The sequence below is a fragment of the Amycolatopsis kentuckyensis genome (assembly GCF_041679295.1).
In the GTDB taxonomy this organism is placed as follows: domain Bacteria; phylum Actinomycetota; class Actinomycetes; order Mycobacteriales; family Pseudonocardiaceae; genus Amycolatopsis; species Amycolatopsis kentuckyensis_A.
Map to the genome: position 1 here is coordinate 995,693 of NZ_JBGDMD010000002.1, position 25,618 is coordinate 1,021,310.

Annotated in this window: 27 protein-coding genes; 12 read left to right on the forward strand and 15 right to left on the reverse strand. The window is 71.3% G+C overall.

Annotation, left to right across the window (positions count from 1 at the left end; genetic code table 11):
- The first annotated feature begins 59 nt into the window (after positions 1-59).
- Positions 60-953, forward strand: coding sequence for an RNA polymerase sigma factor SigJ (sigJ, locus tag ACERZO_RS10875; RefSeq protein ID WP_372664411.1), 894 nt, complete (start codon positions 60-62; stop codon positions 951-953).
- Positions 954-986: 33 nt separating this feature from the next.
- Entirely contained in the window at positions 987-1,619 is a 633-nt protein-coding gene (locus ACERZO_RS10880) for a TetR/AcrR family transcriptional regulator (RefSeq protein WP_372664412.1), read from the forward strand.
- Here ACERZO_RS10880 and ACERZO_RS10885 read toward each other — a convergent pair.
- Positions 1,616-1,783, reverse strand: a complete 168-nt coding sequence (locus ACERZO_RS10885) for a hypothetical protein (RefSeq protein WP_372664413.1) — start codon at positions 1,781-1,783, stop codon at positions 1,616-1,618. The two genes, ACERZO_RS10880 and ACERZO_RS10885, sit on opposite strands and share 4 nt — an antisense overlap.
- A 393-nt stretch (positions 1,784-2,176) precedes the next feature.
- On the opposite strand from ACERZO_RS10885, the gene ACERZO_RS10890 reads away from it, so the two are divergent.
- Positions 2,177-2,989: a hypothetical protein gene (locus tag ACERZO_RS10890; protein WP_372664414.1), complete on the forward strand. Its 813-nt coding sequence runs from the start codon at positions 2,177-2,179 to the stop codon at positions 2,987-2,989.
- Positions 2,990-2,992: 3 nt separating this feature from the next.
- Here the strand turns inward: ACERZO_RS10890 and ACERZO_RS10895 are convergent, their stop codons facing one another.
- Positions 2,993-5,275 (reverse strand): hypothetical protein, encoded by a 2,283-nt coding sequence (locus tag ACERZO_RS10895; RefSeq protein WP_372664415.1) that lies wholly within the window; start codon positions 5,273-5,275, stop codon positions 2,993-2,995.
- A gap of 331 nt (positions 5,276-5,606) precedes the next feature.
- Here ACERZO_RS10895 and shbA (ACERZO_RS10900) point away from each other — a divergent pair, with 331 nt between their 5' ends.
- The gene (gene shbA / locus ACERZO_RS10900) at positions 5,607-6,236 is read left to right on the forward strand and encodes an RNA polymerase sigma factor ShbA (RefSeq protein WP_372664615.1); all 630 of its coding nucleotides are present in this window, start codon (positions 5,607-5,609) and stop codon (positions 6,234-6,236) included.
- A gap of 3 nt (positions 6,237-6,239) precedes the next feature.
- Here shbA (ACERZO_RS10900) and ACERZO_RS10905 read toward each other — a convergent pair whose 3' ends face one another.
- The 3 genes from ACERZO_RS10905 to ACERZO_RS10915 all read right to left on the reverse strand — a co-directional run bounded on the left by ACERZO_RS10905 (position 6,240) and on the right by ACERZO_RS10915 (position 7,866).
- A complete protein-coding gene (locus ACERZO_RS10905) occupies positions 6,240-6,542 on the reverse strand; it encodes a cupin domain-containing protein (RefSeq protein ID WP_372664416.1) in 303 nt (100 codons plus the stop codon).
- Positions 6,543-6,562: 20 nt separating this feature from the next.
- Positions 6,563-7,075: an RNA polymerase sigma factor ShbA gene (gene shbA, locus ACERZO_RS10910; RefSeq protein WP_372664417.1), complete on the reverse strand. Its 513-nt coding sequence runs from the start codon at positions 7,073-7,075 to the stop codon at positions 6,563-6,565.
- 425 nt (positions 7,076-7,500) lie between these two features.
- On the reverse strand, positions 7,501-7,866 hold the full coding sequence (locus ACERZO_RS10915; RefSeq protein WP_372664418.1) for an RNA-binding S4 domain-containing protein: 366 nt from the start codon (positions 7,864-7,866) through the stop codon (positions 7,501-7,503).
- 209 nt (positions 7,867-8,075) lie between these two features.
- On the opposite strand from ACERZO_RS10915, the gene ACERZO_RS10920 reads away from it, so the two are divergent.
- Complete coding sequence (locus ACERZO_RS10920) at positions 8,076-9,614, forward strand: GMC oxidoreductase (RefSeq protein ID WP_372664419.1); 1,539 nt, start codon at positions 8,076-8,078, stop codon at positions 9,612-9,614.
- Between the two features lie 54 nt (positions 9,615-9,668).
- Here ACERZO_RS10920 and ACERZO_RS10925 read toward each other — a convergent pair whose 3' ends face one another.
- Complete coding sequence (locus ACERZO_RS10925; protein WP_372664420.1) at positions 9,669-10,154, reverse strand: carboxymuconolactone decarboxylase family protein; 486 nt, start codon at positions 10,152-10,154, stop codon at positions 9,669-9,671.
- Complete coding sequence (locus ACERZO_RS10930; protein WP_372664421.1) at positions 10,151-11,227, reverse strand: NAD(P)H-dependent amine dehydrogenase family protein; 1,077 nt, start codon at positions 11,225-11,227, stop codon at positions 10,151-10,153. Before ACERZO_RS10930 ends, ACERZO_RS10925 begins: the two co-directional genes overlap by 4 nt.
- Positions 11,228-11,343: 116 nt before the next feature.
- On the opposite strand from ACERZO_RS10930, the gene ilvD reads away from it, so the two are divergent.
- Positions 11,344-13,035 carry a dihydroxy-acid dehydratase gene (gene ilvD, locus ACERZO_RS10935; protein ID WP_372664422.1) on the forward strand — a complete coding sequence of 564 codons (1,692 nt, stop codon included), beginning with the start codon at positions 11,344-11,346 and terminating at the stop codon, positions 13,033-13,035.
- Here ilvD and ACERZO_RS10940 read toward each other — a convergent pair.
- Both ACERZO_RS10940 and ACERZO_RS10945 read right to left on the reverse strand, forming a co-directional pair.
- Positions 13,014-14,369, reverse strand: a complete 1,356-nt coding sequence (locus ACERZO_RS10940) for a class I adenylate-forming enzyme family protein (RefSeq protein WP_372664423.1) — start codon at positions 14,367-14,369, stop codon at positions 13,014-13,016. The two genes, ilvD and ACERZO_RS10940, sit on opposite strands and share 22 nt — an antisense overlap.
- A gap of 14 nt (positions 14,370-14,383) precedes the next feature.
- Positions 14,384-14,797 (reverse strand): SsgA family sporulation/cell division regulator, encoded by a 414-nt coding sequence (locus ACERZO_RS10945; protein WP_372664424.1) that lies wholly within the window; start codon positions 14,795-14,797, stop codon positions 14,384-14,386.
- 608 nt (positions 14,798-15,405) lie between these two features.
- On the opposite strand from ACERZO_RS10945, the gene sigK reads away from it, so the two are divergent.
- From sigK to ACERZO_RS10965, 4 genes are all read left to right on the forward strand, one after another.
- Positions 15,406-16,002 (forward strand): ECF RNA polymerase sigma factor SigK, encoded by a 597-nt coding sequence (sigK, locus tag ACERZO_RS10950; protein WP_372664425.1) that lies wholly within the window; start codon positions 15,406-15,408, stop codon positions 16,000-16,002.
- Complete coding sequence (locus tag ACERZO_RS10955) at positions 15,999-16,682, forward strand: anti-sigma factor (RefSeq protein ID WP_372664426.1); 684 nt, start codon at positions 15,999-16,001, stop codon at positions 16,680-16,682. The genes sigK and ACERZO_RS10955 overlap by 4 nt, the downstream gene beginning before the upstream one ends.
- Positions 16,683-16,695: 13 nt before the next feature.
- Positions 16,696-18,231: a molybdopterin-dependent oxidoreductase gene (locus ACERZO_RS10960; protein WP_372664427.1), complete on the forward strand. Its 1,536-nt coding sequence runs from the start codon at positions 16,696-16,698 to the stop codon at positions 18,229-18,231.
- A 94-nt stretch (positions 18,232-18,325) separates the two neighbouring features.
- A complete protein-coding gene (locus ACERZO_RS10965) occupies positions 18,326-19,000 on the forward strand; it encodes a fasciclin domain-containing protein (protein ID WP_372664428.1) in 675 nt (224 codons plus the stop codon).
- 1 nt (position 19,001) lies between these two features.
- Here the strand turns inward: ACERZO_RS10965 and ACERZO_RS10970 are convergent, their stop codons facing one another.
- Positions 19,002-20,000, reverse strand: coding sequence for an LLM class flavin-dependent oxidoreductase (locus tag ACERZO_RS10970; protein ID WP_372664429.1), 999 nt, complete (start codon positions 19,998-20,000; stop codon positions 19,002-19,004).
- A gap of 45 nt (positions 20,001-20,045) precedes the next feature.
- On the reverse strand, positions 20,046-20,705 hold the full coding sequence (locus ACERZO_RS10975; protein ID WP_372664430.1) for a TetR/AcrR family transcriptional regulator: 660 nt from the start codon (positions 20,703-20,705) through the stop codon (positions 20,046-20,048).
- Positions 20,706-20,795: 90 nt separating this feature from the next.
- On the opposite strand from ACERZO_RS10975, the gene ACERZO_RS10980 reads away from it, so the two are divergent.
- The gene (locus tag ACERZO_RS10980) at positions 20,796-21,776 is read left to right on the forward strand and encodes an NAD(P)-dependent alcohol dehydrogenase (protein WP_372664431.1); all 981 of its coding nucleotides are present in this window, start codon (positions 20,796-20,798) and stop codon (positions 21,774-21,776) included.
- A gap of 4 nt (positions 21,777-21,780) precedes the next feature.
- Here the strand turns inward: ACERZO_RS10980 and bdeA are convergent, their stop codons facing one another.
- Complete coding sequence (gene bdeA, locus ACERZO_RS10985; protein WP_372664432.1) at positions 21,781-22,710, reverse strand: bis(hydroxyethyl) terephthalate hydrolase; 930 nt, start codon at positions 22,708-22,710, stop codon at positions 21,781-21,783.
- A 247-nt stretch (positions 22,711-22,957) separates the two neighbouring features.
- On the reverse strand, positions 22,958-23,557 hold the full coding sequence (locus ACERZO_RS10990) for a QsdR family transcriptional regulator (RefSeq protein WP_372664433.1): 600 nt from the start codon (positions 23,555-23,557) through the stop codon (positions 22,958-22,960).
- 84 nt (positions 23,558-23,641) lie between these two features.
- Here ACERZO_RS10990 and ACERZO_RS10995 point away from each other — a divergent pair, with 84 nt between their 5' ends.
- Positions 23,642-24,265 carry a DsbA family oxidoreductase gene (locus ACERZO_RS10995; RefSeq protein WP_372664616.1) on the forward strand — a complete coding sequence of 208 codons (624 nt, stop codon included), beginning with the start codon at positions 23,642-23,644 and terminating at the stop codon, positions 24,263-24,265.
- Here ACERZO_RS10995 and ACERZO_RS11000 read toward each other — a convergent pair.
- On the reverse strand, positions 24,243-24,425 hold the full coding sequence (locus ACERZO_RS11000; protein ID WP_372664434.1) for a hypothetical protein: 183 nt from the start codon (positions 24,423-24,425) through the stop codon (positions 24,243-24,245). The two genes, ACERZO_RS10995 and ACERZO_RS11000, sit on opposite strands and share 23 nt — an antisense overlap.
- Positions 24,426-24,626: 201 nt before the next feature.
- Positions 24,627-25,613, reverse strand: coding sequence for a LacI family DNA-binding transcriptional regulator (locus tag ACERZO_RS11005; protein ID WP_372664435.1), 987 nt, complete (start codon positions 25,611-25,613; stop codon positions 24,627-24,629).
- Between the last annotated feature and the right edge of the window lie 5 nt (positions 25,614-25,618).

Below are 25,618 nucleotides of genomic sequence, written 5' to 3' on the forward strand. Positions count from 1 at the left end.
GAGGGCGCGCGTCCAGAACGCCTTTGTCACAGATCGCCGGCCCGGCTCGTCAGGGTGGGGTGAGCGAGAACGACGTGCTGACCGAGCGGCCGCAGCTGCTCGGGATCGCCTACCGGCTGCTGGGTTCCCTGAGCGACGCCGAGGACGTCGTCCAGGAGGCGTACGGCCGGTGGTTCGCGCTGTCCGGGCGGCAGCGGGAGGCGATCGAGAAGCCGGGGGCGTGGCTGACGACGGTCGCGAGCCGGCTCTGCCTGGACCTGCTGGGCTCGGCACGGGTCCGGCGGGAGCGGTACGCGGGCGCGTGGATCCCGGAGCCGCTGCCGCCGGACTGCCTGGCGGACCCGGCCGAGGCGCTGGTGCTCGACGAGTCGGTCACGATGGCGTTCCTCGTCGTCTGCGAGTCGATGACCCCGGCGGAGCGGGTCGCGTTCGTGCTGCACGACGTGTTCGGCTACCCGTTCGCCGAGGTGGCGTCGGTCCTGGGCCGGTCAGCGGCCGCGTGCCGCCAGCTGGCGACGTCGGCCCGGCGCCGCGTCCGGCCCGCGCCGGCTCCCGCCGGTCCGGGGGACGCGTCGGTCGTCCGGGCGTTCAAGGCGGCGTGGGAGGCGATGGACATCCCGGGGTTGATCGGGCTGCTGGACCCGGCGGCCGTCGCGGTCGCCGACGGCGGCGGGCTCGCCACCACCGTGCTGCGGCCGGTCGAAGGCGGCGAGAACGTCGCGCGGTACACGGTCGAGATCACCCGCCGCGTGCCGGCGATGACGCTGGTCGAGCGGGTCGTGAACGGGCGGCCGGGGCTCGTGGCGGAGCGGGACGGCGTGGTCGAGTCGGTGCTGGCGTTCGACGTCGCGGACGGGGTGATCCGGCGGATCTGGGCGGTGCGGAACCCGGAGAAGCTGCGCCCCTGGCAGGCGTCGGTCAAGGCTGAGCCGGTCAACTGCCCGATAGACTGAACCCGGCAGCTCCCGACGTGACGGACGGTGCAGGTGACTGAGGCGAAGGAGCGGACCCGGGACCGGATCTCGCGCCGGCAGGTGGACAAGTTCGCGGACCGCCGGGCCCAGCTGGCCGAGTCGGCGCTGCAGACCCTGGCCGAGCTCGGCTACGCGCGCACCAGCCTGCGGGAGATCGCGCAGAACTCGGAGTTCTCGCACGGCGTCCTGCACTACTACTTCGCCGACAAGGTCGACCTGCTGACCCACTGCGTCCGGCGGTTCGAGGAAGTGTGCGTCACCCGGTACGACGAGCTCGTCGCCCGCGCGCGGACGGCGGCGGAGCTGGAACGGGACTTCGCGGCGGCGATGGCCGCGACGCTGCGCGCGGACGCCAAGATGCACCGGCTCTGGTACGACCTGCGCAACCAGAGCCTGTTCGAGGCGTCCTTCCGCGCCGACGTCCTCGAGATCGACCGGCGCCGCGAGGAGATGATCCACCACGTCGTGGCCCGCTACGCCGAGCTGGCGTCGGTGCCGGAAAGCGTGCCGCAGGTCGTCGCGTACGCGCTGTTCGACGGCCTCTTCCAGCAGGCCCTGCTCCGGCACCTGGCCGGTGGCGAGGACGCGGCGGCCGAGCTCGAACGGGCGGTCCCGGCCGTGCTGGCGCGCGTCGTGGCGGGCTAGGGGCCCAGGCGCTCGTGCGGGGTCCGCGGCGCCGGTACGACGACCGCGATCACCGTCGCGACCACCCCGACGAACAGGGAGAGGTGCGCCGCGGCCGGCACGGCGCTGATCAGGAACAGCCGCAGCGACCCCGAGATCAGCAGGCGCCACATCTTCGGGTTCATGATCAACAAGTACCCCGGCCCGCGCCCGGCGACCCCACGATCACCCGCCGGGGTGGCGCGCGGGCGTTCGACACTTTCGACGCCCGGGTGCGCCGTCCGGTCGCATCGGGGATCGCGGCGATTTCCGCGGGAAATCGATGCGGCCCGTCAAGAATGCGGCGGATAACGATCCGTTTGCCGCCGCTTGATCGACTGGACATCGGCGTCGGGGCTGACGAATATTGATCCCCGTGCGGTAAGGGCGAGGGAGGAACGGTGGACCTCAGTGCGGCGGACGTGGTCGGTGAGCTGAAGGTTCTGCGCAAAGGGCGGGGAATTTTCACCACACCCCTCGCGGATCGCGTCGGACCCGCTTTGCGCGCCGCATGCGGCATTTTGGAAGATGACGACTCGGTGGCGGTGCGGCGTAAACTCACCGACCGATTGCGGCCGCTCGTCGAGTCGTTGCCGGAGGACCTGAAGATCGCTTTGCGGGCGGCGTTCGCGCTGGACGAGCGCGCGCGAAAACCGTTCTACCAGGAACGGGTGCATTGGGCGGCGATCACGCTCGACCGCGACGACCGGACGGTCCGGCGGCGGATCGACGAAGGAATCGAGCAGGTCGCGGCAATGGCCGTCGCGACGGGCGGACCGGATCCGCGGCCGCGCTATCCGAGCCGCAGTTGGCACACCGAAGAACTGCGCGTGACGCTCGCACTCGACCAGCCGGTGGCCGAGGCGTTCGAATTCCGCCGGGTCGTCGCCGACGCCGACGAAATCGCCGAGCTGGACCTGGCGCTCACGCTCACCTCGCCCGCCGAATCCGGCGATTCCGTGCGGGAGTCCGATCTCGACGTCGACGTGTTCCACGGTGGCGCGCTCGCCGGCCGCGCGATGGAGTCGAGTGACCGGATCGGGCTGGCGTTGCGCTTGCCGGAGCCGCTGCGGCGCGGCGAGCGGCACGACATCGGACTGCGGTTCCGGGCGAACATGCGCCAGCCGCACTACATCTGCGTGCCGCGGCACCCGTGCGACCTGTTCGACCTGCACGTCCGCTTCGGCGACCGGGTGCCGAGCCGGATCGTCCTGCTGGAGAAGGCGTTCCAGAACGACACGCGATCACCCCGTGGGGCGGTGCTGGAGCCCGACGACGTGGGCGAGGTGCACGTCCGGTTCCGGCACCTGGCGCCGGGTTTCGCGTACGGGATCCGCTGGCAGTGCGGTTGACGGTCAGGGCCGGATCAGCCGTTCGGGGGCGGGCCGCCGGACGATCACCCGGGCGGCCCGGGCTTTGGCGGCCAGTGCCGCACCGGCGTCCCGGGCGGCTTCGTCGACCATCGCGACAGCTCGATCGAGCGGCCCGCGGCCGCTGAGGGCGAGCGCGAGCCCGAGGTCGAGCCGGGTTTCGACGGTTTCCGGGTGCGTCCGGCCGAGGAGCCGGACCTGGGCGCCGAGGACGTCGTCGAGCAGGTCGGCTTGGCGGTCGAACTGGCGGAGCCGGGCGTGGGCGAGGCCCATGGCGTGCCGGAGCCGGTGGTGCAGCGGGTGGTCGTCGCCGAGGACCCGCCGGACGGCCGGTTCGATCCGGTTCAGGGCGTCCCGGTTTCGCGCCCGGGCGGCGTGGACGGAGGCGGTCAGGGTGAGGGGGCTTTCGATGCCGTATCGCTGCGCATAGGTCTGTTCGAGGCCGGCGGGGTCCTGGTCGACGAGGGCGGCTTCGGCCCGGATCACGTCCGCGTCGGGGCTGTCGAGTGCTCGGGCGACTTCTTGGGCTCGCTGTGCGTGGCCGGCTTGGAGGAGGTTGCGGGCGTATTCGAGGGCGAGTTCGCCTGGTGCCGGTTCGAGGAGGGCGATGGCTTCTTCGGGGTGGCCGCGCAGGCGCCGGGCTTTGGCCGCGTGGAGCCGGTCTTCGGCGGTGGCGGGGTGGTGGGTGTGCCAGAAGATCCGGTCGGCTTCGGCGTAGTCGCCTCGGCAGTCGAGGGCTTGGGCGACGACGCGGGCGGCGGGGTGGTGGCCGGCGCCCAGGGCTCGACGTGCGTGGGTGAGGGCTTCGGGGACCAAGCCGCAGGCGAGTTCAACGCGAGCGGCGGCGGTGAAGTCGGCGGGGCTCGCTTCGCCGGTGGCGAGGATGGTGGCGTGGATTTCACCGGCGGTGGCGGGGTCGCCGAGGGTTTCGTAGGCGGCCGCGACGGGTCGAAGCAGGGCTGAGCGGCGGGCGGGACTGTGTTCGGCGAGCGCTCGGGCGTGCTCGATGAGGTACGTGTGGGTGATGGTGGGCGGGTGGTCGGGTGGGGAGGTGGCGGCCGTGCTTGCGAGGCCAGGCGGGGAGGCCTCACCGAGTTCAGCCTCGCTCGGGGAGGCCTCGATCGGCTCGGGAGTGCTGCCGTGATCCGGCGGGGAGCCGTCGCCCAGCCCTACCGCTCTCGAGCCGCCAGCCAACCCCCTCAACACCGCCTCCACCGCCCCGCCGGCAGCCGGCGCCCCGAACTCACCACGGGCCACCTCCACCGCCAACCCCTGCAGCCGCACCCCGCCGGCCACCCGCACTGCGAACCCCCGAGCCACCAACTCCGCCACCGCCGGCTCGAACTCCTGACCCGCCACCTCGACCGGGATCGGCGAAGGCGCCAGCACCGACCCGAGCCGCAGCAGCTCGCACGCCGGCCGCCCCGACCGGAGGAGCACCTCGCGGATCGCGTCCGGTGCCGTATCCGGCACTTCGTCCAGCGACACACCGAGCCGCAGCAAGAACTCCGCGGCCCGGATCGTCATCGGGTGGCCGTCGCAGCGGGCGATGAACCCGGCCCCCGGCCGCAGGCCCTCGGCGACCGTCAGCCCCGGCACCTCCACCGTCGCCCCGGGCCAGCACGCCGCTCGGCTCGTCAGCAACGTCCGGACCGCCGCCGCCGGCAGCAGCACCCGGGCCAGCTCGTTCGGGGGCACCTCCGCCGGGACGTCGTCGACCAGCACCAGCACTCGCGAACCCGCCGCTTCGATGCGGGCCGCCAGCCGTGCTCGCAACCGCTCGAACCCGCCGCAGGACGTGCCCGCGGCCGCCGCCAGCGCGAGGTGGAACTGGGGGAGGAACTCGTCCGGGTCGACGTGGCCGAACGGTCCCGTCCGCAGCACCCGGCCGCCGAACCGGGCGGCCAGGCTCGCGTACCGCTCGGCCAGCGTCGTCTTGCCGGCGCCCGGCAGGCCGCGGACCAGGACCGCCCGCCGCTCGACGAGTGCACTGTGGACAGTCCAGGGGAGCACGTGCCCGGGTCCGGCGGCGGCCTCGCGCACCCGCCGGACCAGGTCCGCGAGCGGTTCCCCCGGAACGGTCGTCAGCACGCGGTCGGAAACCGCGGCGGAATGCTCGGTGAGCAGCACGCGGCACGCCGCCAGTTCCGGCGCGATCTTGTCGAAATCGTCGAAAGGTGAACCTCGGACAACGCGCAGCCCGTCGGTGCGCAGGGCTTTTTCCACCTTGCCGGCGGCCGCCAGGCACAGGAAGACGTCGGCGGTCAATGGGTGATCATGGCTTCGGTTCCCGGGAGGTCGAGTGCGGTCACGCGCCAAGGATCGGAACGGGTCGCGAATTCGCTACGGACGGCAGGATCTGTCCACTATTTGACCCGCCCGGCGGGTATGACCGCCCGGTAAGCCCGGTGGGCCGTTTCTGGTTAACGGACAATATCTGGACAAGAACCACACCGCTGCAACGTTGCTGGTCAGCGCCTCGATTACTCCGGTTGTCGGACCGGGAACCGGCGGATGCGGACAAAGGACCAGTGCGGTCCATTGTGGACGACGGGGACCCGGTCCGGTGGACGATGCGAGGAGGGAACCCGTGGACACCATGATGGCGGAGACGGCGGTCGACGGCTACGTCGTGCTCGAGGAGCTGCCGCGCCCGGACGGGAAGCTGACGAAGGAGCAGCTCGACCCGGTCGTGGCGGCGGCGCGCGCCGGCGACCCGGACGCCGTCCAGGCCCTGCTGCGGCTGATCAAGCCGACGGTCGTGCGCTACTGCCGCGCCCGGATCGGCGGGCGCGACCTGTCCTACCTGTCGGCCGACGACGTCGCGCAGGAGGTCTGCCTGGCCGTGCTGAAGGTGCTGCCGGGCTACCAGGACCGCGGCGGCTCGTTCCTCTACCTCGTGCGCGCCATCGCCGCGAACAAGGTCGCCGACGCCTTCCGCTCGGTGGCGCGCGACCGGTCGAAGCCGGTGCCGGAGCTGCCGGACCGGCCGCTGGGCGGCAACGAGCCGGAAAGCCACGTGCTCGACCTCGACCTCGGCGCCCGCCTGGGCAAGCTGATGGCGTCGCTGCCGCCGCTGCACCAGGAGATCCTGTCGCTGCGGATCGTCGTCGGCCTGTCGGCGAACGAGACGGCGGAGGCGCTGGGCATCTCCGCCGGCAACGTCCGCATCACGCAGTACCGCGCGTTGACGAAGCTGCGCGGCATGATCCCCGACGGCGGGCTCTGAGCGTCACTCCAGCCACTCGGTGATGAAGTGGTCGCTTTCGTGGATGTGCACGGCCTCGTAGACGCCGGGGCCGAGCACGGCGAACTTGTGCGGCGTGCCGGCCGGCACGACCAGCACGTCGCCGGCGCCGCCGTCGCGTTCGGTGTCGCCGACGGTGAACCGGGCCCGGCCCCGGATGATGACGAACGTCTCGGTGTAGGGGTGCCGGTGCAGGCGCGGCCCGGAGCCGACGACGTCGGTGCTTTCGCGGATGACGGAGATCCCGGACCCGACATCGCGTCCTTCGAAGTTCTCGCTGTCGCTCACCCGGCCAGGGTAGCGCCGGTTCAGCCCCCGACGACCTTGCGCAGCTGGCTGAGCGCCCGGTGCTGGGCGACCCGGACCGCGCCCGGCGTCGACCCCACCACCTCCGCCGTCTCCTCGGCCGACAGCCCCACCGCGACCCGCAGCACCAGGATCTCGCGCTGCTTCTCCGGCAGCACCTGCAGCAGCTTCGCCATCCGCTCGCCCAGTTCGCGGCGCAGGGCGTGGTGCTCCGGGTCCAGCGAGGCGTCGACCTCGTCGGGCAACTCGGCCACCGGCTCGTCCCACTGCCGCGCCGCCGCCTTGCGGGCCGCCGCGACCTTGTGACGGGCGATGCCGCACACGAAGTTCGGGAACGGCCGGTCCGGCGGCCGGGTGGTCAATGCCTTGAACACGGCGACGCACACGTCCTGCGCGACGTCGTCGGCCGAGCGCCAGGTGTCGGGCCCCGCGCCGAGCCGGGCGCGGCAGTAGCGCACCACCAGCGGCCGGGCCGCGGCGAGCAGGCGGTCCGGGGCTTCTTCTGCCGTTGTCATGGTTCCCCTCCATCCGGCGGGGGTACTACCCGTTTTCGCCCGGAACGGACCCGAACCGGGCGAAGTCCCCGGTATCCCCGGCGAATCCCGCCCGCGAGGGCGGTTCCGATGGTCATCGGGCGAGATGACCATCGGGCGGATGGCACGCCGGGGCATGACCTCCGGCCCGCACCTCGTCCAGCTCGCCATCGGACCGGGCCGTGAGGACCGCTGCCGCGCCCCGGCCTGACCGAGCTCCCGAAGTCGCCCGCCCTCGCCGGCCGCACCGGCACGGCGCCGGTGAGAAAAAGGCCGCCCCGCGGTCGGCCTCTCGGAGCCGGATTACGCGCGCGGCCGGTTGTGTTGCGAACGACCCAATTTCCTGGCCGCGTGTAGTGAATGAGTCATTCAGGACCTCCGTGGTCCTGAATGACTCATTCAAGACTTCAGGACTCCTGGTGCCGGAATGCGTCCAGCACGCGGCGCTCCCTTTTGGTCGGACGGCCCGCGCCGCGATCGCGCCGGGCGACCGGGATCGCGGTCTCCGGCGGCGGCTTCGGCGTCCGGTCCACGTAGCACGTCACCGCGTCCGGCGCGCCCACGCGTTTCTGGATCACCCGTACCACGTCGAGGATCCTGGTCGTCCCGCCGATGCGCAGGCGGACTTCGTCACCCGGCACGACGGTCGTCGCGGGCTTGGCCGGCTTGTCGTTGACGCGCACGTGCCCGCCCCGGCACGCCGCTGCGGCGTCCGGTCGGGTCTTCGTCAGCCGGACCGCCCAGAGCCAGCGGTCCACTCGGGTCGACTCCACAGTCGTCCATCATGGCCCATTCAGCGGAATCCTCGCGCAACCCGGGGAGGTTACTCGCGGGTATATGTCGACTTGTCTGCACCACTGAGTTATAACCTGTTCTAATATACCTCAACGGTGAGGACCATCACATGCGTGACGAATCCGTATGGAGAACAGCTTCTGGGCAAGTTTCCCGTCGTCTTTTCATCGCTGGAACTGGTTCTATCTTGGCGGCCGCGGCTGTGGGGAGCCGGGCGGCCGCCGCCACCATCTCCGATGCGGCGCGCGTACCCGCGCTGGTCATCGGGTCGGGCTACGGCGGCTCGGTCGCCGCCCTGCGGCTGGCTCAGGCCGGCATCGACGTCCAGCTCGTCGAGATGGGCATGGCCTGGGACACGCCCGGCTCGGACGGCAAGATCTTCGCGAACACGACCGCCCCGGACCAGCGCTCCTTCTGGTTGCGCACCAGGACGAAGCAGCCGCTGTCGAACTTCCTCGGGTTCCCGATCGACAAGGACATCCCGAAGTACACCGGCATCCTCGACGCGGAGGAGTTCGGCGGGATCATCGTGTACCAGGGCCGCGGCGTCGGCGGTGGCTCGCTCGTCAACGGCGGCATGGCCGTCACGCCGAAGCGGGAGAACTTCGGCGCGATCCTGCCGACGGTCAACGCCGACGAGATGTACAGCACCTACTACCCGCGCGCCAACGCCGGCCTCGGCGTCGGCCTCGTCGACCCGGCGTGGTTCGACTCCGCCGAGTGCTACCAGTACGCGCGCGTCGGCCGGAAGCAGGCGCAGCGGTCCGGGTTCCCGTTCGTCTTCGTCCCGGACGTCTACGACTGGAACTACATGCAGCAGGAGCAGGCGAACACCGTGCCGCGCTCGGCGCTGGCCGGGGAAATCCTGTACGGCAACAACTACGGCAAGAAGTCGCTGCAGAAGACGTACCTGCCGCAGATCAAGGCGACCAGCCGCGTCACGATCTCGCCGCTGCACCGGGTGACGTCGGTGACGCCCGCGGCCGGCGGCGGCTACGCCGTGACGCTGGAGCAGCTGAACACCTCGGGCGCGGTGATCGCGACCAAGGGCGTCACCGCGGACAAGGTGTTCTTCGCCGCGGGCAGCGTCGGCACGAGCAAGCTGCTGGTGAAGCTGAAGGCCACCGGCGCGCTGCCCAACCTCAACGGCGAGGTCGGGAAGGGCTGGGGCGACAACGGGAACGTGATGTGCGGGCGCGCCAACCACATCTGGGACCCGACCGGCAGCCTCCAGTCGTCCATCCCGTGCGGGGGCATCGACAACTGGGCCGCGGGCGGCGCGTTCGCCGAAGTCGCGCCGCTGCCGACCGGCATCGAGACCTGGGCGTCGTTCTACCTGTCGATCACGAAGAACCCGAACCGTGGCCAGTTCACGTACAACCCGGCGACGCAGGGCGTGGACCTGAACTGGCAGACGGCGTGGAAGCAGCCGTCGATCGACATGGCGAAGTCCATCTTCGACAAGATCAACGCGAAGGAGGGGACGATCTACCGGACGGACCTCTTCGGCGTGTACAAGATCTGGGGCGACCACCTGACGTACCACCCGCTCGGCGGCGCGGTGCTCGGCAAGGCGACCGACAACTACGGCCGGCTGGCCGGCTACCCGGGCCTGTACGCGATCGACGGTTCGCTGATCCCGGGCAACACGAGCGTCAACCCGTTCGTGACGATCACGGCCTTGGCCGAGCGCAACATCGAGAAGATCATCGCCACCGACTTCTAGAGTCTGCCGCAGCCGGTCGTGAGTGGGAAACAGTGTTAGAACACTGTTTCCCACTCACGACCGGTGGGACGGCAGGACGCAGACGGTGTCCAGGCCCAGGACGTGGTTCAGGCGACCGAAAGCCAGCCACGAGCCCAGGCTCATGGACAGCTCGACGATCTCCTTCTGGCTGTACACCGCGGACATCCGCTTCCAGAAGTCCTCGTCCAGGTTGTGGTGGTCGGTCGCGTACCGCTCGGCGTACTCCGCCGCGAGGCGCGTGCGCTCGTCGAAAAGCTCCGTCGTGCGCCATTCGGTGACCGCGTCGGCGAACTCCGGCTCGACCTTGACGCCGTCGCGTTCGGTGCGCCAGTCCAGGCAGAAGACGCACCCGTTGATCTGGGCGATCCGCAGCCGCGCGGCCTCGAACTCCCGCAACCCCAACGTGGTGTGCGAGTACACCGCCAGCGAGAACTGCGACGCGGCGATCCCGATGCCGGGCACCATCTCGCCCCACACGTACCCGATCGGGTCCTTGCCTTCGGGGATGTCGATGTTCACGAGCGCCTCCTTCCGAGCTTGCCGGCTGCCGGGCGCAGCGGGACGTCGAGTGCGTCGTAGAGGCCGGGTTCCGCCTCGGCCAGCCAGTCGATCGCGCCGACGAGCCGGCCGACGGCGGTGGCGTTGCCACCCGCGGACCGGTTCTCGCCTTCGTCCGAGGCTTCGACGCTGACCTCGATGCGCGGCCGGCCTTCGATGATCACGCGGTGGGCGCCGTCGCCGCTGGGCGGCGTCGGCCAGTCCGGCGCGCAGGACGGGTGGATGCGCGTCACGTGCTCGATGACGATCCGCGGTTCGCCGTCGACGATGCCCTGCACCTCGAACCGCACCGCGCCCTGCGTGCCCTTCTCGAAGTCGCCCATGGTCCGCGTGGAAACGGTTTCTTCGAGGGGACGCCGCTGCAGCGTCTCGCGCAGCTCGTCGACCTCGACGCCGAGACCGCGCGCGATCAGCCGGACCTGCCCGCCCCACACCATCGACGGCACGCCGGTCATCAGCATCGGCGGGTCGTAGTCCATCGGCTGGCCCATGCCGACCAGGTACCGGACGGAGTCGGGCTGCTCGTAGGTCGAGTAGTCGAAGATCTCCTGGCAGCGGATGACGTCGACGTCCGTGCCGAGCCCGCTGATCAGCAGCGGCAGCACGTCGTTGCCCCAGCCCGGGTCGACGCCGGAGACGAACAGCGAGCCGCCGCCTTCCTTGATCGCGGCCAGCACCGGGTCCCGCAGTTCCGGGGGCGCGTTGCGCTGGTCGTAGAGCGGGTAGAGTGCCGGCGTCACGACGACCGCGCCCGTCCCGACCGCGCGGACGATGTCGGCGAGCGCGTCGTCGAACCGGACGTCCCCCGAGGCTGCGTAGACGACGGCGCGTGGATTCGCGCCGAGCACGGCGTCGATGTCGTCGGTCGCGGCGACGCCGAGGTCTCCGACGCCCGCCAGCGCGCCCGCGTCCTTGCCGACCTTCGCCGGATCGTGCACCAGCACGGCGGTCAGCGCCAGCGCCGGATGGGCGTCGACGGCCCGGATTGCCGCACGGCCGACGTTGCCCGTGCCCCACACCACTGTGGCGATCATCTGCCCGAGTTTTCGCCGGTTCGCCCGGGTCCGGGAAGCCGTTCGTTCCGGCCAGCGGACCGCGCCGAGCCGAGTAGGCTGCAGTGCGTCCGAACGTCGTACCGGAGGGCCCCGCGATGACGATCGATCCGAAACCCCGCAGCCGCACGGTGACCGACGGGATCGAGGCCGCGCCCGCGCGCGGCATGCTCCGCGCCGTCGGGATGGGCGACGGCGACTGGACGAAACCGATCATCGGCGTCGCCAGTTCCTGGAACGAGATCACGCCGTGCAACCTGTCGCTCGACCGGCTCGCGCAGGCGTCGAAGGAGGGCGTGCACGCGGCCGGCGGCTACCCGCTGCAGTTCGGCACGATCTCCGTGTCCGACGGCATTTCCATGGGCCACGACGGCATGCACTTCTCGCTCGTGTCCCGCGAGGTCATCGCCGACTCCGTCGAGACGGTCATGCAGGCCGAGCGGCTCGACGGCTCGGTCCTGCTGGCCGGCTGCGACAAGTCCCTGCCCGGCATGCTGATGGCGGCGGCCCGGCTCGACCTCGCGTCGGTGTTCCTCTACGCGGGCACGATCGCCCCCGGCTGGGTGAAGCTGACCGACGGCACCGAGAAGGACGTCACGCTGATCGACGCCTTCGAGGCCGTGGGCGCGTGCCGGGCCGGGCGCATGGGGCCCGGCGACCTCGACCGCATCGAGCGCGCCATTTGCCCTGGTGAAGGCGCCTGCGGCGGAATGTACACCGCGAACACGATGGCGTCGGCGGCCGAGGCGATGGGGATGAGCATGCCGGGGTCGGCCGCGCCGCCGTCCGCGGACCGCCGTCGCGACCACTACGCGCACCTTTCGGGCGAAGCCGTCGTCGGGCTGCTCGAGAAGGGCATCACCGCGCGGGACATCCTCACGCGCGAGGCGTTCGAGAACGCCATCACCGTCGTGATGGCCCTCGGCGGCTCGACCAACGCCGTGCTGCACCTGCTGGCCATCGCGCACGAGGCGAAGGTCGAGCTGACCCTCGACGACTTCAACCGCGTCGGCGACCGCGTGCCGCACCTGGGCGACCTGAAGCCGTTCGGCAAGTACGTCATGAACGACATCGACCGCCACGGCGGCATCCCGGTGCTGATGAAGGCACTGCTCGACGAAGGGCTGATCCACGGCGACGCGCTGACCGTCACCGGCCGGACCGTCGCGGAGAACCTCGCCGAGCTGGACCCCGACCCGATCGACGGCGAGGTCCTGCGCACCCTCGACAACCCGCTGCACCCGACCGGCGGCATCACCATCCTGCGCGGCTCGCTCGCGCCCGATGGCGCCGTCGTGAAGTCCGCGGGCTTCGACACGGCCAACTTCGAGGGCCCGGCGCGCGTGTTCGAGCGCGAGCAGGAGGCGATGGCGGCGTTGAACGAGGGCCGGATCGAGGCCGGCGACGTCGTCGTCATCCGCTACGAAGGCCCCAAGGGCGGGCCGGGCATGCGCGAGATGCTCGCGATCACCGCGGCGATCAAGGGCGCCGGGCTCGGCCGCGACGTCCTGCTGCTGACCGACGGCCGGTTCTCCGGCGGCACGACGGGGCTGTGCATCGGCCACGTCGCGCCCGAGGCGGTCGACGGCGGGCCGATCGCGTTCGTCCGCGACGGCGACCGGATCGCCGTCGACATCAAGGGCCGCAGCATGGACCTGCTGGTCGATGCGGCCGAGCTGGCCCGCCGCCGCGAAGGCTGGGAGCCGCTGCCGAACAAGTTCCCGGAAGGGGTGCTCGGCAAGTACGCGAAGCTGGTCCGGTCGTCGTCCTACGGCGCCGTCACGAGCTGAGCGAGCGCGCGCTTGTCGATCTTGCCGACCTCGGTGAGCGGCAGCGCGGCGGCGAAGTCCACCTTCGCCGGAACGTAGTGCTCCTGGCCGAAGGCTTCCCGGGCGTGCGCCTTCAGCTCGTCTTCGGTGACGTTTTCGGCGACGACGACGGCGTGCAGCAGATCGCCGTGGCCGAACACGGCCGCGCTCCGCACCGCCGGGTGCGTCTCCAGCGCGTGTTCGACGACGGTCGTGGGGACTTTGGTGCCGTGCTCGCCGACCACGACGACGTCGTCGGCGCGGTCGAGCAGGTAGAGGTAGCCGTCGTCGTCGAAGCGGCCGAGGTCGCCGGTGCGCAGCCAGCCGGCGCCGACGTCCGGGCCGCCGAGGTAACCGTCCATCATGGACAGTCCGCGCACCTCGACCTCGCCGTCGGTGGTGAGGCGGGCCTCCATGCCGGGCACGATCCGGCCGACCGAGCCCAGCAGCTCGGGCCGCGCGATCAGCTCGGCGGCGGAGATGCTCGCGATCATCGGCGCTTCGGTGAGGCCGTAGCCCTGGCCGACGACCGGGCCGAAGACGTCGAGCGCCTGGGCGAGCCGGTGCGGCGGCAGCGGCGCGGCGCCGACGGACAGTGAGCGGACGCTGCTGAGGTCGGTGTGCTTCCGCCGGGGGTGGTCGAGGAGGGCGGCCAGCCGCGGCGGCGTCAGGGAGAGCGTGTCGATGCGGTGGTCCCGGATCGCGTCGAGGACGGCGCCTGCGTCGAAACCGTCGTGGACGACGAGGGTGTCGCGCTTCAGCAGCGTGCCGAGGACGGTGGCGTTGCCGGTCATGTGCGTCATGGGCGCGACGAGCAGCGTGCGGCCGGGGCCGGCCGGGTCCGGCGCGAAGATGTGCGCCATGCCGTCGTAGATGCCGCTGTGGCGGATGAGCTTGGGGGTGCCGGTGGTGCCGCCGGTGGGGAAGAGGAGGTGCACGGTGTCCGGCGGGTCCAGCGGCTGGGGCTCGCCATCGAGGTCGGCGAGGGTTCTGGTGTCGGCGCCGGGCCAGTCCCGGGGCCGGTCGGTGACGACGGTGGCGCCCTTCGCCGCGGCGAGCCGGTCTTGCGTGGGCGCGGAGGCCGGGACCAGGAGCACGGTCGCGCCGCGCAGGAGGGCGGCGAGCTGGACGAGGACGGTCTCGGGCCGGTTGCGCAGGTCGACGGCGACGGTTTTCCCGGTGGCCCCGAGGCCGCCGTGCAGGCGCCGGAGGCGGTCGCGGGCCTGGTGGTAGGTGGTGACGCCGTCGTGGACGAACAGCGGCCGGTCACCACCGTCCTCGAGCGCGGCGAGGACCTTCGTCAGGAAGAAGCTCACCGCGAGGACGGTACTCAGTCCTGGTACGAGAGCTTCTCGAGTTCCTGATCGAAGTCGAACCAGTCGCTCTCGCTGCCGGCGGGCACGACGTCGTAGGTCCGGTCGAGGAAGGCGGCGATCTCCTTGGCGGGCGCCTCGAGCACGGCGGCACCGTCGGGAGAGGTCAGCTCCACGACGACCAGGGCGGGGTCGCCGGCGGGCCCGACGCGGACGTCACCGTCGCCGCAGCGGGCGAGCAGGCCGTCGGCGAGCAGGTCGCGCCCGAAGAGCCAGCGGACGGCGCTCGCGCCGGCGTGCAGCACCACGGCGACCGCGTACGGGTCGCGGGTGTCGTACTCCAGCTCGGCGGGCACCGGCCGCGGCTCGGCCCCGAAGGTGCGCAGGGCGAAGTCGATGCTGGCGCTGGTCACGTTGTGCGGGTCGGCCATCGGGACTGCCTTTGCTACTCGTCGGTTAACTTCGTCTTGTTCCAGGGATAACCCATAGTGAGTTCAACGCCCAGCGTTCCGAAAAACTTTCACACTCTGGGGTGATCAAGAAGTGTCCGAGGTCACCGCCGGCGTGGCCTTACGGGCAGTTTTCTCACTCAGGGTGAGCAGTCGTTCGGAGTCCTTGCACAGGTGCAGTCGTTTCACCTTCGACGTCGTTACGTCGTGGCGGCCGCGTGCGCAGTCGGAGTCACTTCAGACATGAAGTGACTCAACTTTCGGAGTCGCGCCACCTCGGCCGTGTGTCGACGGCCGGGTGCCTGCGCGGTTGTGCCGCTGCCGGGGTGTCCTGAATGAGTCATTCAAGGCCGCGGAGGTCCTGAACGACTCATTCAGGACGTCGCCGCGTCGCTTCGACCGAGCCGCGTGCAACCGAGCAGGCCCGCCGACCGACCTCGACAGCAGACTTTCGGAGCCGTCCCGTCCCCGGATGGGTCCCGGCGCCCGAGTTGCACCGTCCGGGTGGGAAGCCTCACCGCACACCAGTCCGCACCGCCGTCCGGCCGCGAACGCCTCGCACAACCAGGGTGAGGCGGAGGGTGCCGGGCATGGGTGAGCGAGGGCGGCTGCGGCTGCAACCGGACGGAGCGCCGGTGCCCGCAGCGAACGCCGAAGAACTCCTGAGACGGGTCGCGGCGGGCGACGAACCCGCCTTCGCGGCGCTCTACGACGTCATCGCCGGGCCGGTGCTCGGGCTGGTGACGCGCGTGCTGCGCAACCACGCCCAGGCCGAGGAAGTGGCGCAGGAGGTGCTGGTGGAGGTGTGGCGCAAAGCGGCCCGGTACGTCCCGGACCGCGGGAGCGCCCTGTCGTGGGTGCTGACCATCGCCCACCGCCGGGCCGTCGACCGCGTGCGCTCGCACCAGGCCGTGCTCGACCGTGAGGAGAAGGCCGGCCGGATGGACGTGCGGCGGCCGTTCGACGAGGTCACCGAGTCCACTTTGGCCACGCTCGACCAGCAGCGCGTCCGGCAGTGCCTGGCGCAGCTGACCGATCTCCAGCGCGAGTCGATCGTGCTGGCGTACTACAACGGCTACACGTATCCCGAGGTCGCCGAGGTGCTGAAGGTGGCGCCCGGGACCGTCAAGACCCGCATCCGGGACGGTCTCATCCGGCTGCGTGACTGCCTGGGGGTGGATCGATGACCGCCGAGCTGCACACGCTGACCGGGGCCTACGCGCTGGACGCACTGTCCGATGTGGAGCGTGCCGGGTTCGAACGGCACCTCGGCGAATGCCCGGCGTGCCGCCAGGAAGTGGCCGAACTGCGCGCGACCGGCGCCCGCCTGGGCGCGGCCGACTCGGTGACCCCGCCGGCCGAGCTGAAGCTGCTGGTGCTGGCCGACGTGGCCCGCACGCGGCAGCTGCCGCCGCGGATCCCGGTCCAGCGGGGCGGAAAACCGAAGCGCGGCAGAGTCTTCCGGCTGCGCATGACGCTGGTCGCGGCCGCCGCGGCGGCCGTCGTCGCGGTCGGCGTCGGCGTCATCACCTCGGCCCCGCCGCCGGCTCCCGTCGACTCCGTGCTGTCCGCGCCCGACGCGTCCGCGATCCAGGGCACCGGCGAGGGCCACGCGACGCTGGTCGTCTCGCGCAGCCGCAACCAGGCCGTGCTGCTCGCCTCGGACCTGCCCGCGCTCGACGCCGGCCACGTCTACCAGGTGTGGCTGATCCGCGCCGGCGAGGCGCACTCGGCCGGGATCCTGCAGCCGCGGATGCTCATGTCCGACATCCCGCCCGGCACCGACCGGATCGGCATCACCGTCGAACCCGCGGGCGGATCCGCGGGCCCGACGACCCCGGCGGTCACCCGGATCTCCCTTGCCTAGCGATCGGACTGCGATGAGCACCGAACAGACGCCCGCACCGAAGCTGCGCCGGTGGGTGGCCGCCCTCCTGGGCGTCCTCGCGCTGGCGGCGGCGCTGGCGGCGGGTCACCTCGTCGCCGGCTTCGTCGGCGTCAACGCCTCGCCGTACCTGGCGGTCGGCAACGGCGCCATCGACCTGACGCCGGTGCAGCTGAAGGACTTCGCCGTCCGCACCTTCGGCACGTACGACAAGCTCGTCCTGCTCTCCGGCATGGCCGTGGTCATGGTGCTGGCCGCGGCGGCGGCGGGCCTCGCCTCCCGCCGCAAGCCGTGGCCGGGGCTCGTCGTGGTCACCGGGTTCGGCCTCGTCGGCGTGGTCGCGGTGTACGCCCGTCCCGACCTCTCCACCGTGGCCCTGCTCGCCCCGCTGGCGAGCCTGGTCGTAGGGGTCGCGACCTTCGGCTTCCTGCACCGGGCCGCGCGGCGCGATGTCGCCCCGGACGCCTCGCGCCGGACGGTCCTGCTGGCCGGCGCCGGCGTGGTCGTCGGCGCGGGCGTCGCCGGTCTCGGTGGTCAGCTCCTCGCCGGCAGCCGGGACGCGGCGGCGTCGCGCGAGGCCGTCGGGCGGCTGGTCCCGGCCCGGACCGCGCCGATGATCCCGGCCGACGCCGACTTCGCGAAGCTGGGCACGCCGACGTTCCTCACCCGCAACGCCGACTTCTACCGCGTGGACACCGCGCTGTCCGTCCCGCAGGTGCGGACCGAGGACTGGAGCCTGCGCCTGCACGGCATGGTCGACCGCGAAATCCGGTACAGCTACGGCGATATCCGCAACCGGCCGCTCGTCGAACGCACCATCACGATGACGTGCGTCTCCAACGAGGTCGGCGGCACGTACGTGTCCACGGCGAACTTCATCGGCGTCGACCTGGCCGACCTCCTCGAAGAGGCCGGGGTCCGGCCCGGGGCGGAGCAGCTCTATTCGTCCAGTGTGGACGGCTGGACGTCCGGCAGCCCGGTGGCCGCGGCGATGGACCGCGGGCGCGGCGCCATGCTCGCCATCGGGATGAACGGTGAACCGCTGCCGATCGAACACGGATTCCCGGCGCGCCTCGTGATACCCGGGCTCTACGGTTACGTGTCGGCGACGAAATGGGTCACCGACCTCGAAGTGACGACCTGGCAGGCCCGGCAGGCCTATTGGCTGAAACGCGGCTGGAGCCGGGAAGCGCCGATCAAGACGGAATCGCGGATCGACACGCCCAAGGGTTTCGAAACCGTGCCGTCGGGGAAGGTGCGCGTCGCCGGGATCGCGTGGGCGCAGCACACCGGCGTCGAGAAGGTCGAGGTGCGCCTCGACGACGGCCCGTGGCGCGAAGCCATGCTGTCCCACGAGGTCAACCTCGAAACCTGGCGCATGTGGTGGATCGAGTTCGACGTTCCGTCAGGCGGCCACCAGGTCGTCTGCCGGGCCACCGACAAAAGCGGGTACACGCAAACCGAGGACCGGGCCGGAACCGTTCCCGATGGCGCGACCGGGTGGCACGGCATCAATTTCACGGCCAGGTGACCCGCGTCACCCGATCGGGCGCCAATCCGCTTTCCGAGTAGTTCCGAATACCGAGTAAGAAGAAGTTCACAGCCGCTTTTTTGGAGTGATTTTCGTGACCAAGCTTCGTGTCGCCGGAATCGGTTTCGCCGCCGTGGCCGCGCTTTCGCTGACCGCGTGCAGCGGCAGCGACACCGCTTCCTCCGGGAGCTCCAGCAGTGCCCCGGCCCCCGCGCCGTCGTCGTCGATGGCCGCGCCGTCGTCCAGCGCGGCCGCCGGGGACGGCGTGACCACCAACGCCGACGTGTTCGGCCCGGCCTGTTCGCAGCTGCCGCAGGGTTCCGCGCCCGGTTCGCTGGACTCGATGGGCCCGCAGCCGGTCGCCTCGGCCGCGTCGACCAACCCGCTGCTGACCAAGCTGGTGGCGGCGGTCAAGGCCACCAACCTGGTCGACACGCTCAACAGCCAGCAGGCCATCACGGTCTTCGCGCCGGCCGACCCGGCGTTCGCGGCCCTGGGCGACGCCAAGTTCAACGAGCTGGCGGGCAAGCCGGCCGAACTGGCGCCGATCCTGCAGTACCACGTCGTCGGCAAGCGCTACGACGCCAAGGGCCTCGAGTCGGCCGGCACGCTGGAGTCGCTGAACACCGCCGGCGGGCCGCTGAAGATCGAGGGGTCGGGCGACAACCTGACCGTCAACGGCGCGAAGATCCTGTGCGGCAACATCCCCACGAAGAACGCCACGGTCTTCGTGATCGACAAGGTGCTGACCCCGGGTACCAACAAGTAAGTCAGGACTTCCGCCCGAGCAGGGGGCCGAGGCGTTCCGCGATGTCGGTGAGGATCTGCACGTAGTCTTCGTGTTCGAAGGTGAACGGCAGGGCGAAAGCCACCTCGTCGATCTCGCGGAACGCCTCGTGTCCGTTCAGCCGCTCGGCGATTTCCGCCGAGGTGCCGACGAAGTCGGGGGAGAACAGCATCCGCGCCGGGCCCTGCGGTGCCGCGGTGCGCGGCAGCCGTTTTTCGGCGTAGGCCTCGTACTTCGCGCGCTGCTCCGGCGTCGCGGTGTCGGTCGGGATGACGACCAGGCCCTGCGAGACACGGCCGGCGGGGTGGTGCTCGCGGAAGGTCCGGATGTGCGACAGCTGGATCGCGGCGAAGTCCGTGCTCTCGCCTTCGGCCTTGACCACGCTGCTGGTCAGGAAGTTCATGGCGTGCTTGCCCGCCCACTCGGCCGAACGCAGGCTCGCACCGCCGTACCAGAGGCGGTCGCCGAGCCCGGGCGCCTGCGGCTGGACGCGGTCGGAGAAGACCTCGAACCCTTCGGTGCCGCTGAACCCGGTGGCGGGCTTGCCGCGCACGAAGTCCAGCAGCCGCCGCACGCGCTCGTAGGAGAAGTCCTCGGCGTCCGCGGTGTCCGGGTAGAGGGCGCGCTTGACCTCGTCGTAGCGCATCGGCGGTCCGACGCTGAGCCCCGGGTTGAGCCGGCCGCCGGAGAGCAGGTCGACGGTGGCGAGGTCTTCGGCGAGCCGCAGCGGGTTCTCCCAGCCGAGCGGAATGACGGCGGTCCCGAGCTCGATCCGCTCGGTCCGCTGCGACGCGGCGGCCAGCACGGCGACGGGCGAGGAGATGCCGTGCTGCAGGTGCCGGTGCCGCACCCAGGCGCTGTCGAACCCGAGCTGTTCACCGAGCTGGATGATCTCCAGCGTCGACTCGTGCCCCCGCCGCGGGTCGGCGGGGTCGAAGAGGCCGATGGTCAGGAAGCCGAGCTTCCGCAGTGGTCGCGACACACCGCCGATTCTGCTCCGGCGCGGGGTGGTGTCCCACGTGCTGGACTACCGGTCCCGCAGCTGGTCCAAGCCGCCGAGGATGAGGTCCAGGCCGAACTCGAACTCGGCCTGGTCGTCGCACCAGCCCAGGGTCGAGTCCGGGTCGTCGTGGGCGATCTCGCTCAACATCCCGACGAGGTTCGGCAACTGCGCGGCCAGCTCCGCCGGGATCTCGGCCGACGCGCCCGCGTTCGGGTCGAACACCTCGTGGCTGAACCCCAGGGCCCGGCTGCCGAGCGCGTGCAGCGCGTGGTGGATCCGGTCGTGCGTGAAGCCGCCCTCGCGCATCACCCCGACCAGGGCGTCGTAGTACTTCAGCACCGCGAGGCTCGTCGACGACCGCGTGTCGAACAGCGCCGGGGCCCAGCGGTGGCGCAGGAACACCTCGCGGGCGGTGAGGATGCGCCGCCGGGCCGTCTGCCGCCAGTCCGGCCCGGGCGCCAGCCCGGCGACGGTCTCGTTGATCTCCTGCGCGACGACGTCGACGATCCCGTCGAGCAGGTCTTCCTTCTTGGCCACGTGGTAGTAGAGCGACATCGCCTCGGCGTCGAGCTCTTCCGCGAGCCGGCGCATCGTCACCGCGCGCAGGCCGTGCTCGTCGGCGAGCGCGACGGCGGCGCGCAGCACGCGCTCCCGGCTCAGCGGGGTCCGGGCGTCGGTGGTCACGCCCAAGATCGTACAACGTAAGGCTCCTTGACCCCGCGCGTGTTCCGCAGCTACCTTACAACGTACGACTTACAACGTAAGGGAGACGTCGTGAAGGCTCTGGTTCAGCGTGTGTACGGTCCGCCCGAGACTCTGACCTGGGAAGACGTCCCGGATCTCGTCCCGGGAGACGGCGAGGTGCTCGTCCGCGTGCACGCCACGTCGGTCAACCCGTACGACTGGCACTTCCTGAGAGGCGAGCCGTACGTCGCGCGCCTGATGACCGGCGGCTTCGGCCTGCGCCGGCCGCCCGTCGGCGTCCTCGGCTGCGACCTGGCCGGCCGGGTCGAGACCGCGGGGAAGCGGTTCTCGCCCGGTGACGACGTCTACGCGTTGCTGCCGAGGGGCGCGCACGCCGAGTACGTCTGCGTGCCCGAGGACCTCCTGGCGCCGATGCCGGCGAACCTGTCCCACGAGCAGGCGGCGGCGATGCCGATGGCCGCCGTGACGGCGTTGCTGTCCCTGCGGGGAGTGGAGCCGGGGCACCGGGTGCTGGTCAACGGGGCTTCCGGCGGCGTCGGCACCTTCGCCGTCCAGCTGGCCAAGGCGCTCGGCGCCGAAGTCGACGCTGTGTGCGGTGCCGCCAACGCCGGCCTCGTGCGCTCGCTCGGCGCCGGAAACGTCGTCGACTACCGGTCGGAGGACTTCACGCGCAGCGGGCGCCGCTACGACTTCGTGCTGGACGTCGCCGGCGGCCGCTCGCTGTTCGCGTGCCGCCGGGTGCTGGAGCGCGGCGGCACGTTCGTTGCGGTCGGTGGCCCGGCCGGGCGCTGGCTGCAGCCCGCCGGGCATGTCTTCGCCGCGCTGGCCGCCGGCCCGTTCGCGCGACGGCGCGTCGTGCTCGCGGACGCCGTCGCCTGCCGTGACAAGAAAGCGGTGCTGGGCGAGCTGACCGCGTTGGTGGAGCGAGGCGCGGTCACGCCGGTGATCGACCGGACCTACCCGTTCGACGACCTGCCCGCCGCGTTCGCCTACCAGGAAGCCGGGCACGCCAAGGGAAAGGTGTCGGTCACCCTCGGCGTGCCCGGCTGACCGGTCAGCCGTTGTGCGGGCAGTTGCCGCGGTAGTCCGAAATGGACAGGCTGGTGCCCGGGATCGGGCACAGGAACTGTTCGTAGCGGGTGTCGTTGTCGATGAACCGCTTGAGCCAGGAAAGCGTGTACTTCGCGATCGTCGTGTTCGACGAGTTCGGGGCGAAGTGGCTGGCGCCGCGCAGTTCGAGGTACGCCTTGTCCAAAGAGGACGGCAGGCTGGTGTAGAACGGGATCGAGTGCGTGGCCACCGGGGCGACGGTGTCCGCTTCCGCGCCGACGACGAGCGTCGGCACGCGCAGGGTCGACCAGTTCTTGGTCAGGTTCCAGCCGGTCAGCGGGATCGCGGCCTGCAGCGACGGCCGGGAGCGCGCCGCTTCGAGCGTGCCGCCGCCGCCCATCGAGTGCCCGACCACGCCGAGCCTGCTGCTGTCGATGCGGGACCGGACGCTGCTCTGCTGGGTGAGGTAGTCGAGCGAGGCCAGCAGCTGCCGGCCCCGGCTGTCGGGCTGGTCGCTGGTGGTCAGGGTGTCGATGGTGAACACGACGAACCCCTGCGACGCGAGCCGCGGGCCCAGCCAGGCGATGCTCGACTGGAGCGCGGTGAAGCCGGGCGCGATCGAGATCGCCCCGAACGTGCCGGCGGTCGTGGTGGTGGGGTAGTAGATGGTCCCGCCGCCGAAGCCCGAGACGGCGAGCCGCGAGACGGTGACGGTGCTGGTCGCGAAGCTGCCGCGGCTCGCTTCGATGCTGGCGGTGGTCGGGGCGGGTCCCCGTTCGTAGGGGTTGTCGGCGGCGGGTGCCGGCGAGGCGACGACGGTGGTGACCGTCAAGGCGGCCGCGAGGACCCCGGCGGCCTTGGCCCGCCACGAGCGGCGGCGGGAAATTTTCTCACCCGAGTCAGACGACGTCGGCGGACTGGTGAGTACGGACATGGATGCTCTCTTTCCCCGGGCAGGTGAAAGCGCGCCCGGACACGGACGGGCGGACCGATGGAACCGTTGCACGGCAACGAAGGGCGTGCCGCGTGCGGGACGCGGGGTAACCGCTTTCCCGTGGACTCATGAAACACTTCGCCCAAATGTTCCACAACACCCGAACGGGTGAGTAGTTGGCCGACTGTGCGCTTGCTCAGTGAGTCGGGGCAAGGTGGCACTCACAGGGGTGAGTAAAAGCTTCCCGTCAGCGAGCCGGTGCCGGCTCCAACGCCCCGCGTACCAAGGTGTCCAGCAGCGTCGTCGCGACCTTCAGGTCGACCGTCCGTGCCGCGAGCACGTCGGAGTACAAGAACGACTCGCCCAGCCGGACCACCGCGAACGCCAGGTCCGGCAGCCCGACCAGGGGCGTCAAGCCGGCCGCGGAGGCGTCCGCGCGGAACAGCTCCACGTGCGCGTCGACGAGGGCGGGCTGGACCGCGCCGCGCGGGTCCGTCAGCACGCGCAACGCCACCGTCGATTCCGCCTCGATCAGCTTGCGCATCCCCTCGTTGCCCGCGACCTCGCGGCGGTACTCCTCCATCACCCACAGGCACCGCAGGCGTCCCTCGGGGGTGCGGACGGAGGAGCCGTGGGAGGCATGCCACCGGTCCAGCGCGCGCTGCCACGTGCGGTCGGACAGCAGCCGCAGGCCGGCGCCCATCAGGTCGTCGCGGTTGCCGACGCGGCGGAAGAACGTCGTGCGCGAGATCCCCAGCTCGGTCGCCATCCGGCCGAGGTCGAGGCGGGTCCCGGCGAACAGCAGCCGCGCGGCGTGGCGGACGATGTCGTCGGTCGAGACGGTCACCGGGCCACCCTATCCACAGCTCGCGGCCGGTTACCTTGAAGTGCGTGCCACCGGCCGGGTTAGCTTGGTCGCGTGCGCGTTGACATCTGGTCCGATCTCGTCTGTCCCTGGTGCTACCTCGGCAAGCGCCGCTTCGAACGGGCGGTCGCCGACCTCGGCGCCGACGTCGAGGTGGTGCACCACTCGTTCCAGCTCGACCCGTCGTTCCCGCGCGGGACGTCCCGGCCGACGCGCGAGGTGCTCGCCGAGAAGTACGGCCGGACGCTCGAAGAGGCCGACGCGATGGAAGCGCAGATGGAGCAGCGCGCGGCCGCCGACGGTCTCGAGTACCACCTGGACGGTGTCCACATGGGAAACACCGTCGACGGCCACCGCCTGGTGCACCTCGCCGGCGAGCACGGGCTGGCCGACGCCGTCGTCGACCGGTTCTACCGCGCGCACTTCACCGAACGGCGGTCGCTGTTCGACCGCGAGTCGCTGGTGGAGCTGGCCGCCGAAGCGGGCCTCGACGCGGCCGAGGCCCGAGCGGTGCTCGAGTCGGACAAGTACGAAGCCGAAGTCGTGGCGGACGGCGAAGAAGCGCGGGCGCTGGGCGCGACCGGAGTGCCGTTCTTCGTGATCGACCGGCGGTACGGCGTCGCGGGCGCCCAGTCGCCCGAGGTGTTCGCCCAGGTGCTGCGCCGGGTCAGCGACGCCGCCGCCGGCTGAACCGCGACCGGTCGGTGGCGACGCCGGCCAGGTGCAGGGCGACGCACAGCAGCCCGGCGGTGGTCAGGGTCCCGGTGGTGATGATCGGGCCCAGGCCGAACCCGGCGAGTTCCATGAGCAGGGCGAGCCCGAAGAGGACAGCGGCGAGAATGGCGAGCATGACGGCCTCGTTTCTGCTGCGGTGCGGCCGAATGGTCCACACCACTGCGACGTTCGCGGGACCGGCGGTCCCGGCTTGGTGGCCGGTAATGCCCGCGGCTCCGCGCGCTCAAACGAGAAGTTCCGGACGGGGCGGCGCCCCCCGTCTTCCACGCTACCGGCGGGCACCGACAATTCCGGACCGCCGCGGCGACGCCCCAGCTCAAGCCGGCGGCGGGGCGGTGCTCGACCGGAGCACCAGCTCCGTCGGCACCGACACCGGCTCCCCGACCTCCGCGCCGGTCTCGATCTCCGCCAGCAGCGCCGAAACCGCGTGCCGGCCGACCGCCTCGAACGACTGGCGGATCGTCGTCAACGGCGGCCAGAAGTGCGCCGACTCCTCCATGTCGTCGAAACCGACCACGCTCACCTCCGCCGGCACCCGGCGTCCCGACTCGTGCAGTGCCCGCAGCAACCCCAGTGCCATCTGGTCGTTCGCCGCGAACACCGCCGTCACCGCTGGATCGCGGGCCAACGTCAACCCCGCCTCGTAACCCGACGACGGAGACCAGTCCCCAGTCAACACCGGGGGCACGAACGCTCCCGCCAATTCCAATGTGGCCCGCCACGACTTGCGGCGCCGCTCGGCCGAATAGGACTGCGGTGGTCCCGCGATGTGCCACACCGTCGCGTGCCCCAGGGACAGCAAGTGCCGCGTCGCCGTTGCCGCGCCGTCCGCCTGGTCCGTGTCCACCACCGGGTAGTCGTACCGCGCGCTCGAATCGATCACCACCACCGGCAACCCGTGCGGCAGTTCGATCTCGCTCTGGTCGAGCTGGTGCTGCTCGATCAGGATGATCACGCCGTCGACGGCCTGCTCGTTCAGCTTGCTGAACGCCCCCGTCACCTCGCCCTGCGTCGGGCGCGTCACCGGCATCAGGATGATGGAGAACCCCTCCGGCACGACCGCCGCCGCGATCGCGTCGAGCGTGCGGCTGTTGCCGAACGTCGGCAGCGCCGAAATGATCACGCCGATGCTGCGGAACTTGCCGTTGCGCAACGCCCGCGCCGCGCTGTTGGGCCGGTAGCCGACCCGGCGCATCGCCGCGAGGACGCGCTCGCGCGTGGCGTCGTCGACGTTCGTCCGGCCGTTCGCGACCCGGGACACCGTCTGTCCCGACACACCCGCCTCGCGGGCCACGTCCGCCATCGACG

What these genes read in the sequence shown, in the direction of transcription:
- ACERZO_RS10930 (WP_372664421.1), bottom strand. Translation starts at nt 11,227, where the DNA reads ATGATCGCCACAGTGGTGTGGGGCACGGGCAACGTCGGCCGTGCGGCA.
- ACERZO_RS10955 (WP_372664426.1), top strand. Translation starts at nt 15,999, where the DNA reads ATGACCGCCGAGCTGCACACGCTGACCGGGGCCTACGCGCTGGACGCA.
- ilvD (WP_372664422.1), top strand. Translation starts at nt 11,344, where the DNA reads ATGACGATCGATCCGAAACCCCGCAGCCGCACGGTGACCGACGGGATC.
- ACERZO_RS10885 (WP_372664413.1), bottom strand. Translation starts at nt 1,783, where the DNA reads ATGAACCCGAAGATGTGGCGCCTGCTGATCTCGGGGTCGCTGCGGCTG.
- ACERZO_RS10960 (WP_372664427.1), top strand. Translation starts at nt 16,696, where the DNA reads ATGAGCACCGAACAGACGCCCGCACCGAAGCTGCGCCGGTGGGTGGCC.
- ACERZO_RS10945 (WP_372664424.1), bottom strand. Translation starts at nt 14,797, where the DNA reads ATGGCCGACCCGCACAACGTGACCAGCGCCAGCATCGACTTCGCCCTG.
- ACERZO_RS11005 (WP_372664435.1), bottom strand. Translation starts at nt 25,613, where the DNA reads ATGGCGGACGTGGCCCGCGAGGCGGGTGTGTCGGGACAGACGGTGTCC.
- shbA (WP_372664417.1), bottom strand. Translation starts at nt 7,075, where the DNA reads ATGACAACGGCAGAAGAAGCCCCGGACCGCCTGCTCGCCGCGGCCCGG.
- ACERZO_RS11000 (WP_372664434.1), bottom strand. Translation starts at nt 24,425, where the DNA reads ATGCTCGCCATTCTCGCCGCTGTCCTCTTCGGGCTCGCCCTGCTCATG.
- sigK (WP_372664425.1), top strand. Translation starts at nt 15,406, where the DNA reads ATGGGTGAGCGAGGGCGGCTGCGGCTGCAACCGGACGGAGCGCCGGTG.
- shbA (WP_372664615.1), top strand. Translation starts at nt 5,607, where the DNA reads ATGATGGCGGAGACGGCGGTCGACGGCTACGTCGTGCTCGAGGAGCTG.
- bdeA (WP_372664432.1), bottom strand. Translation starts at nt 22,710, where the DNA reads ATGTCCGTACTCACCAGTCCGCCGACGTCGTCTGACTCGGGTGAGAAA.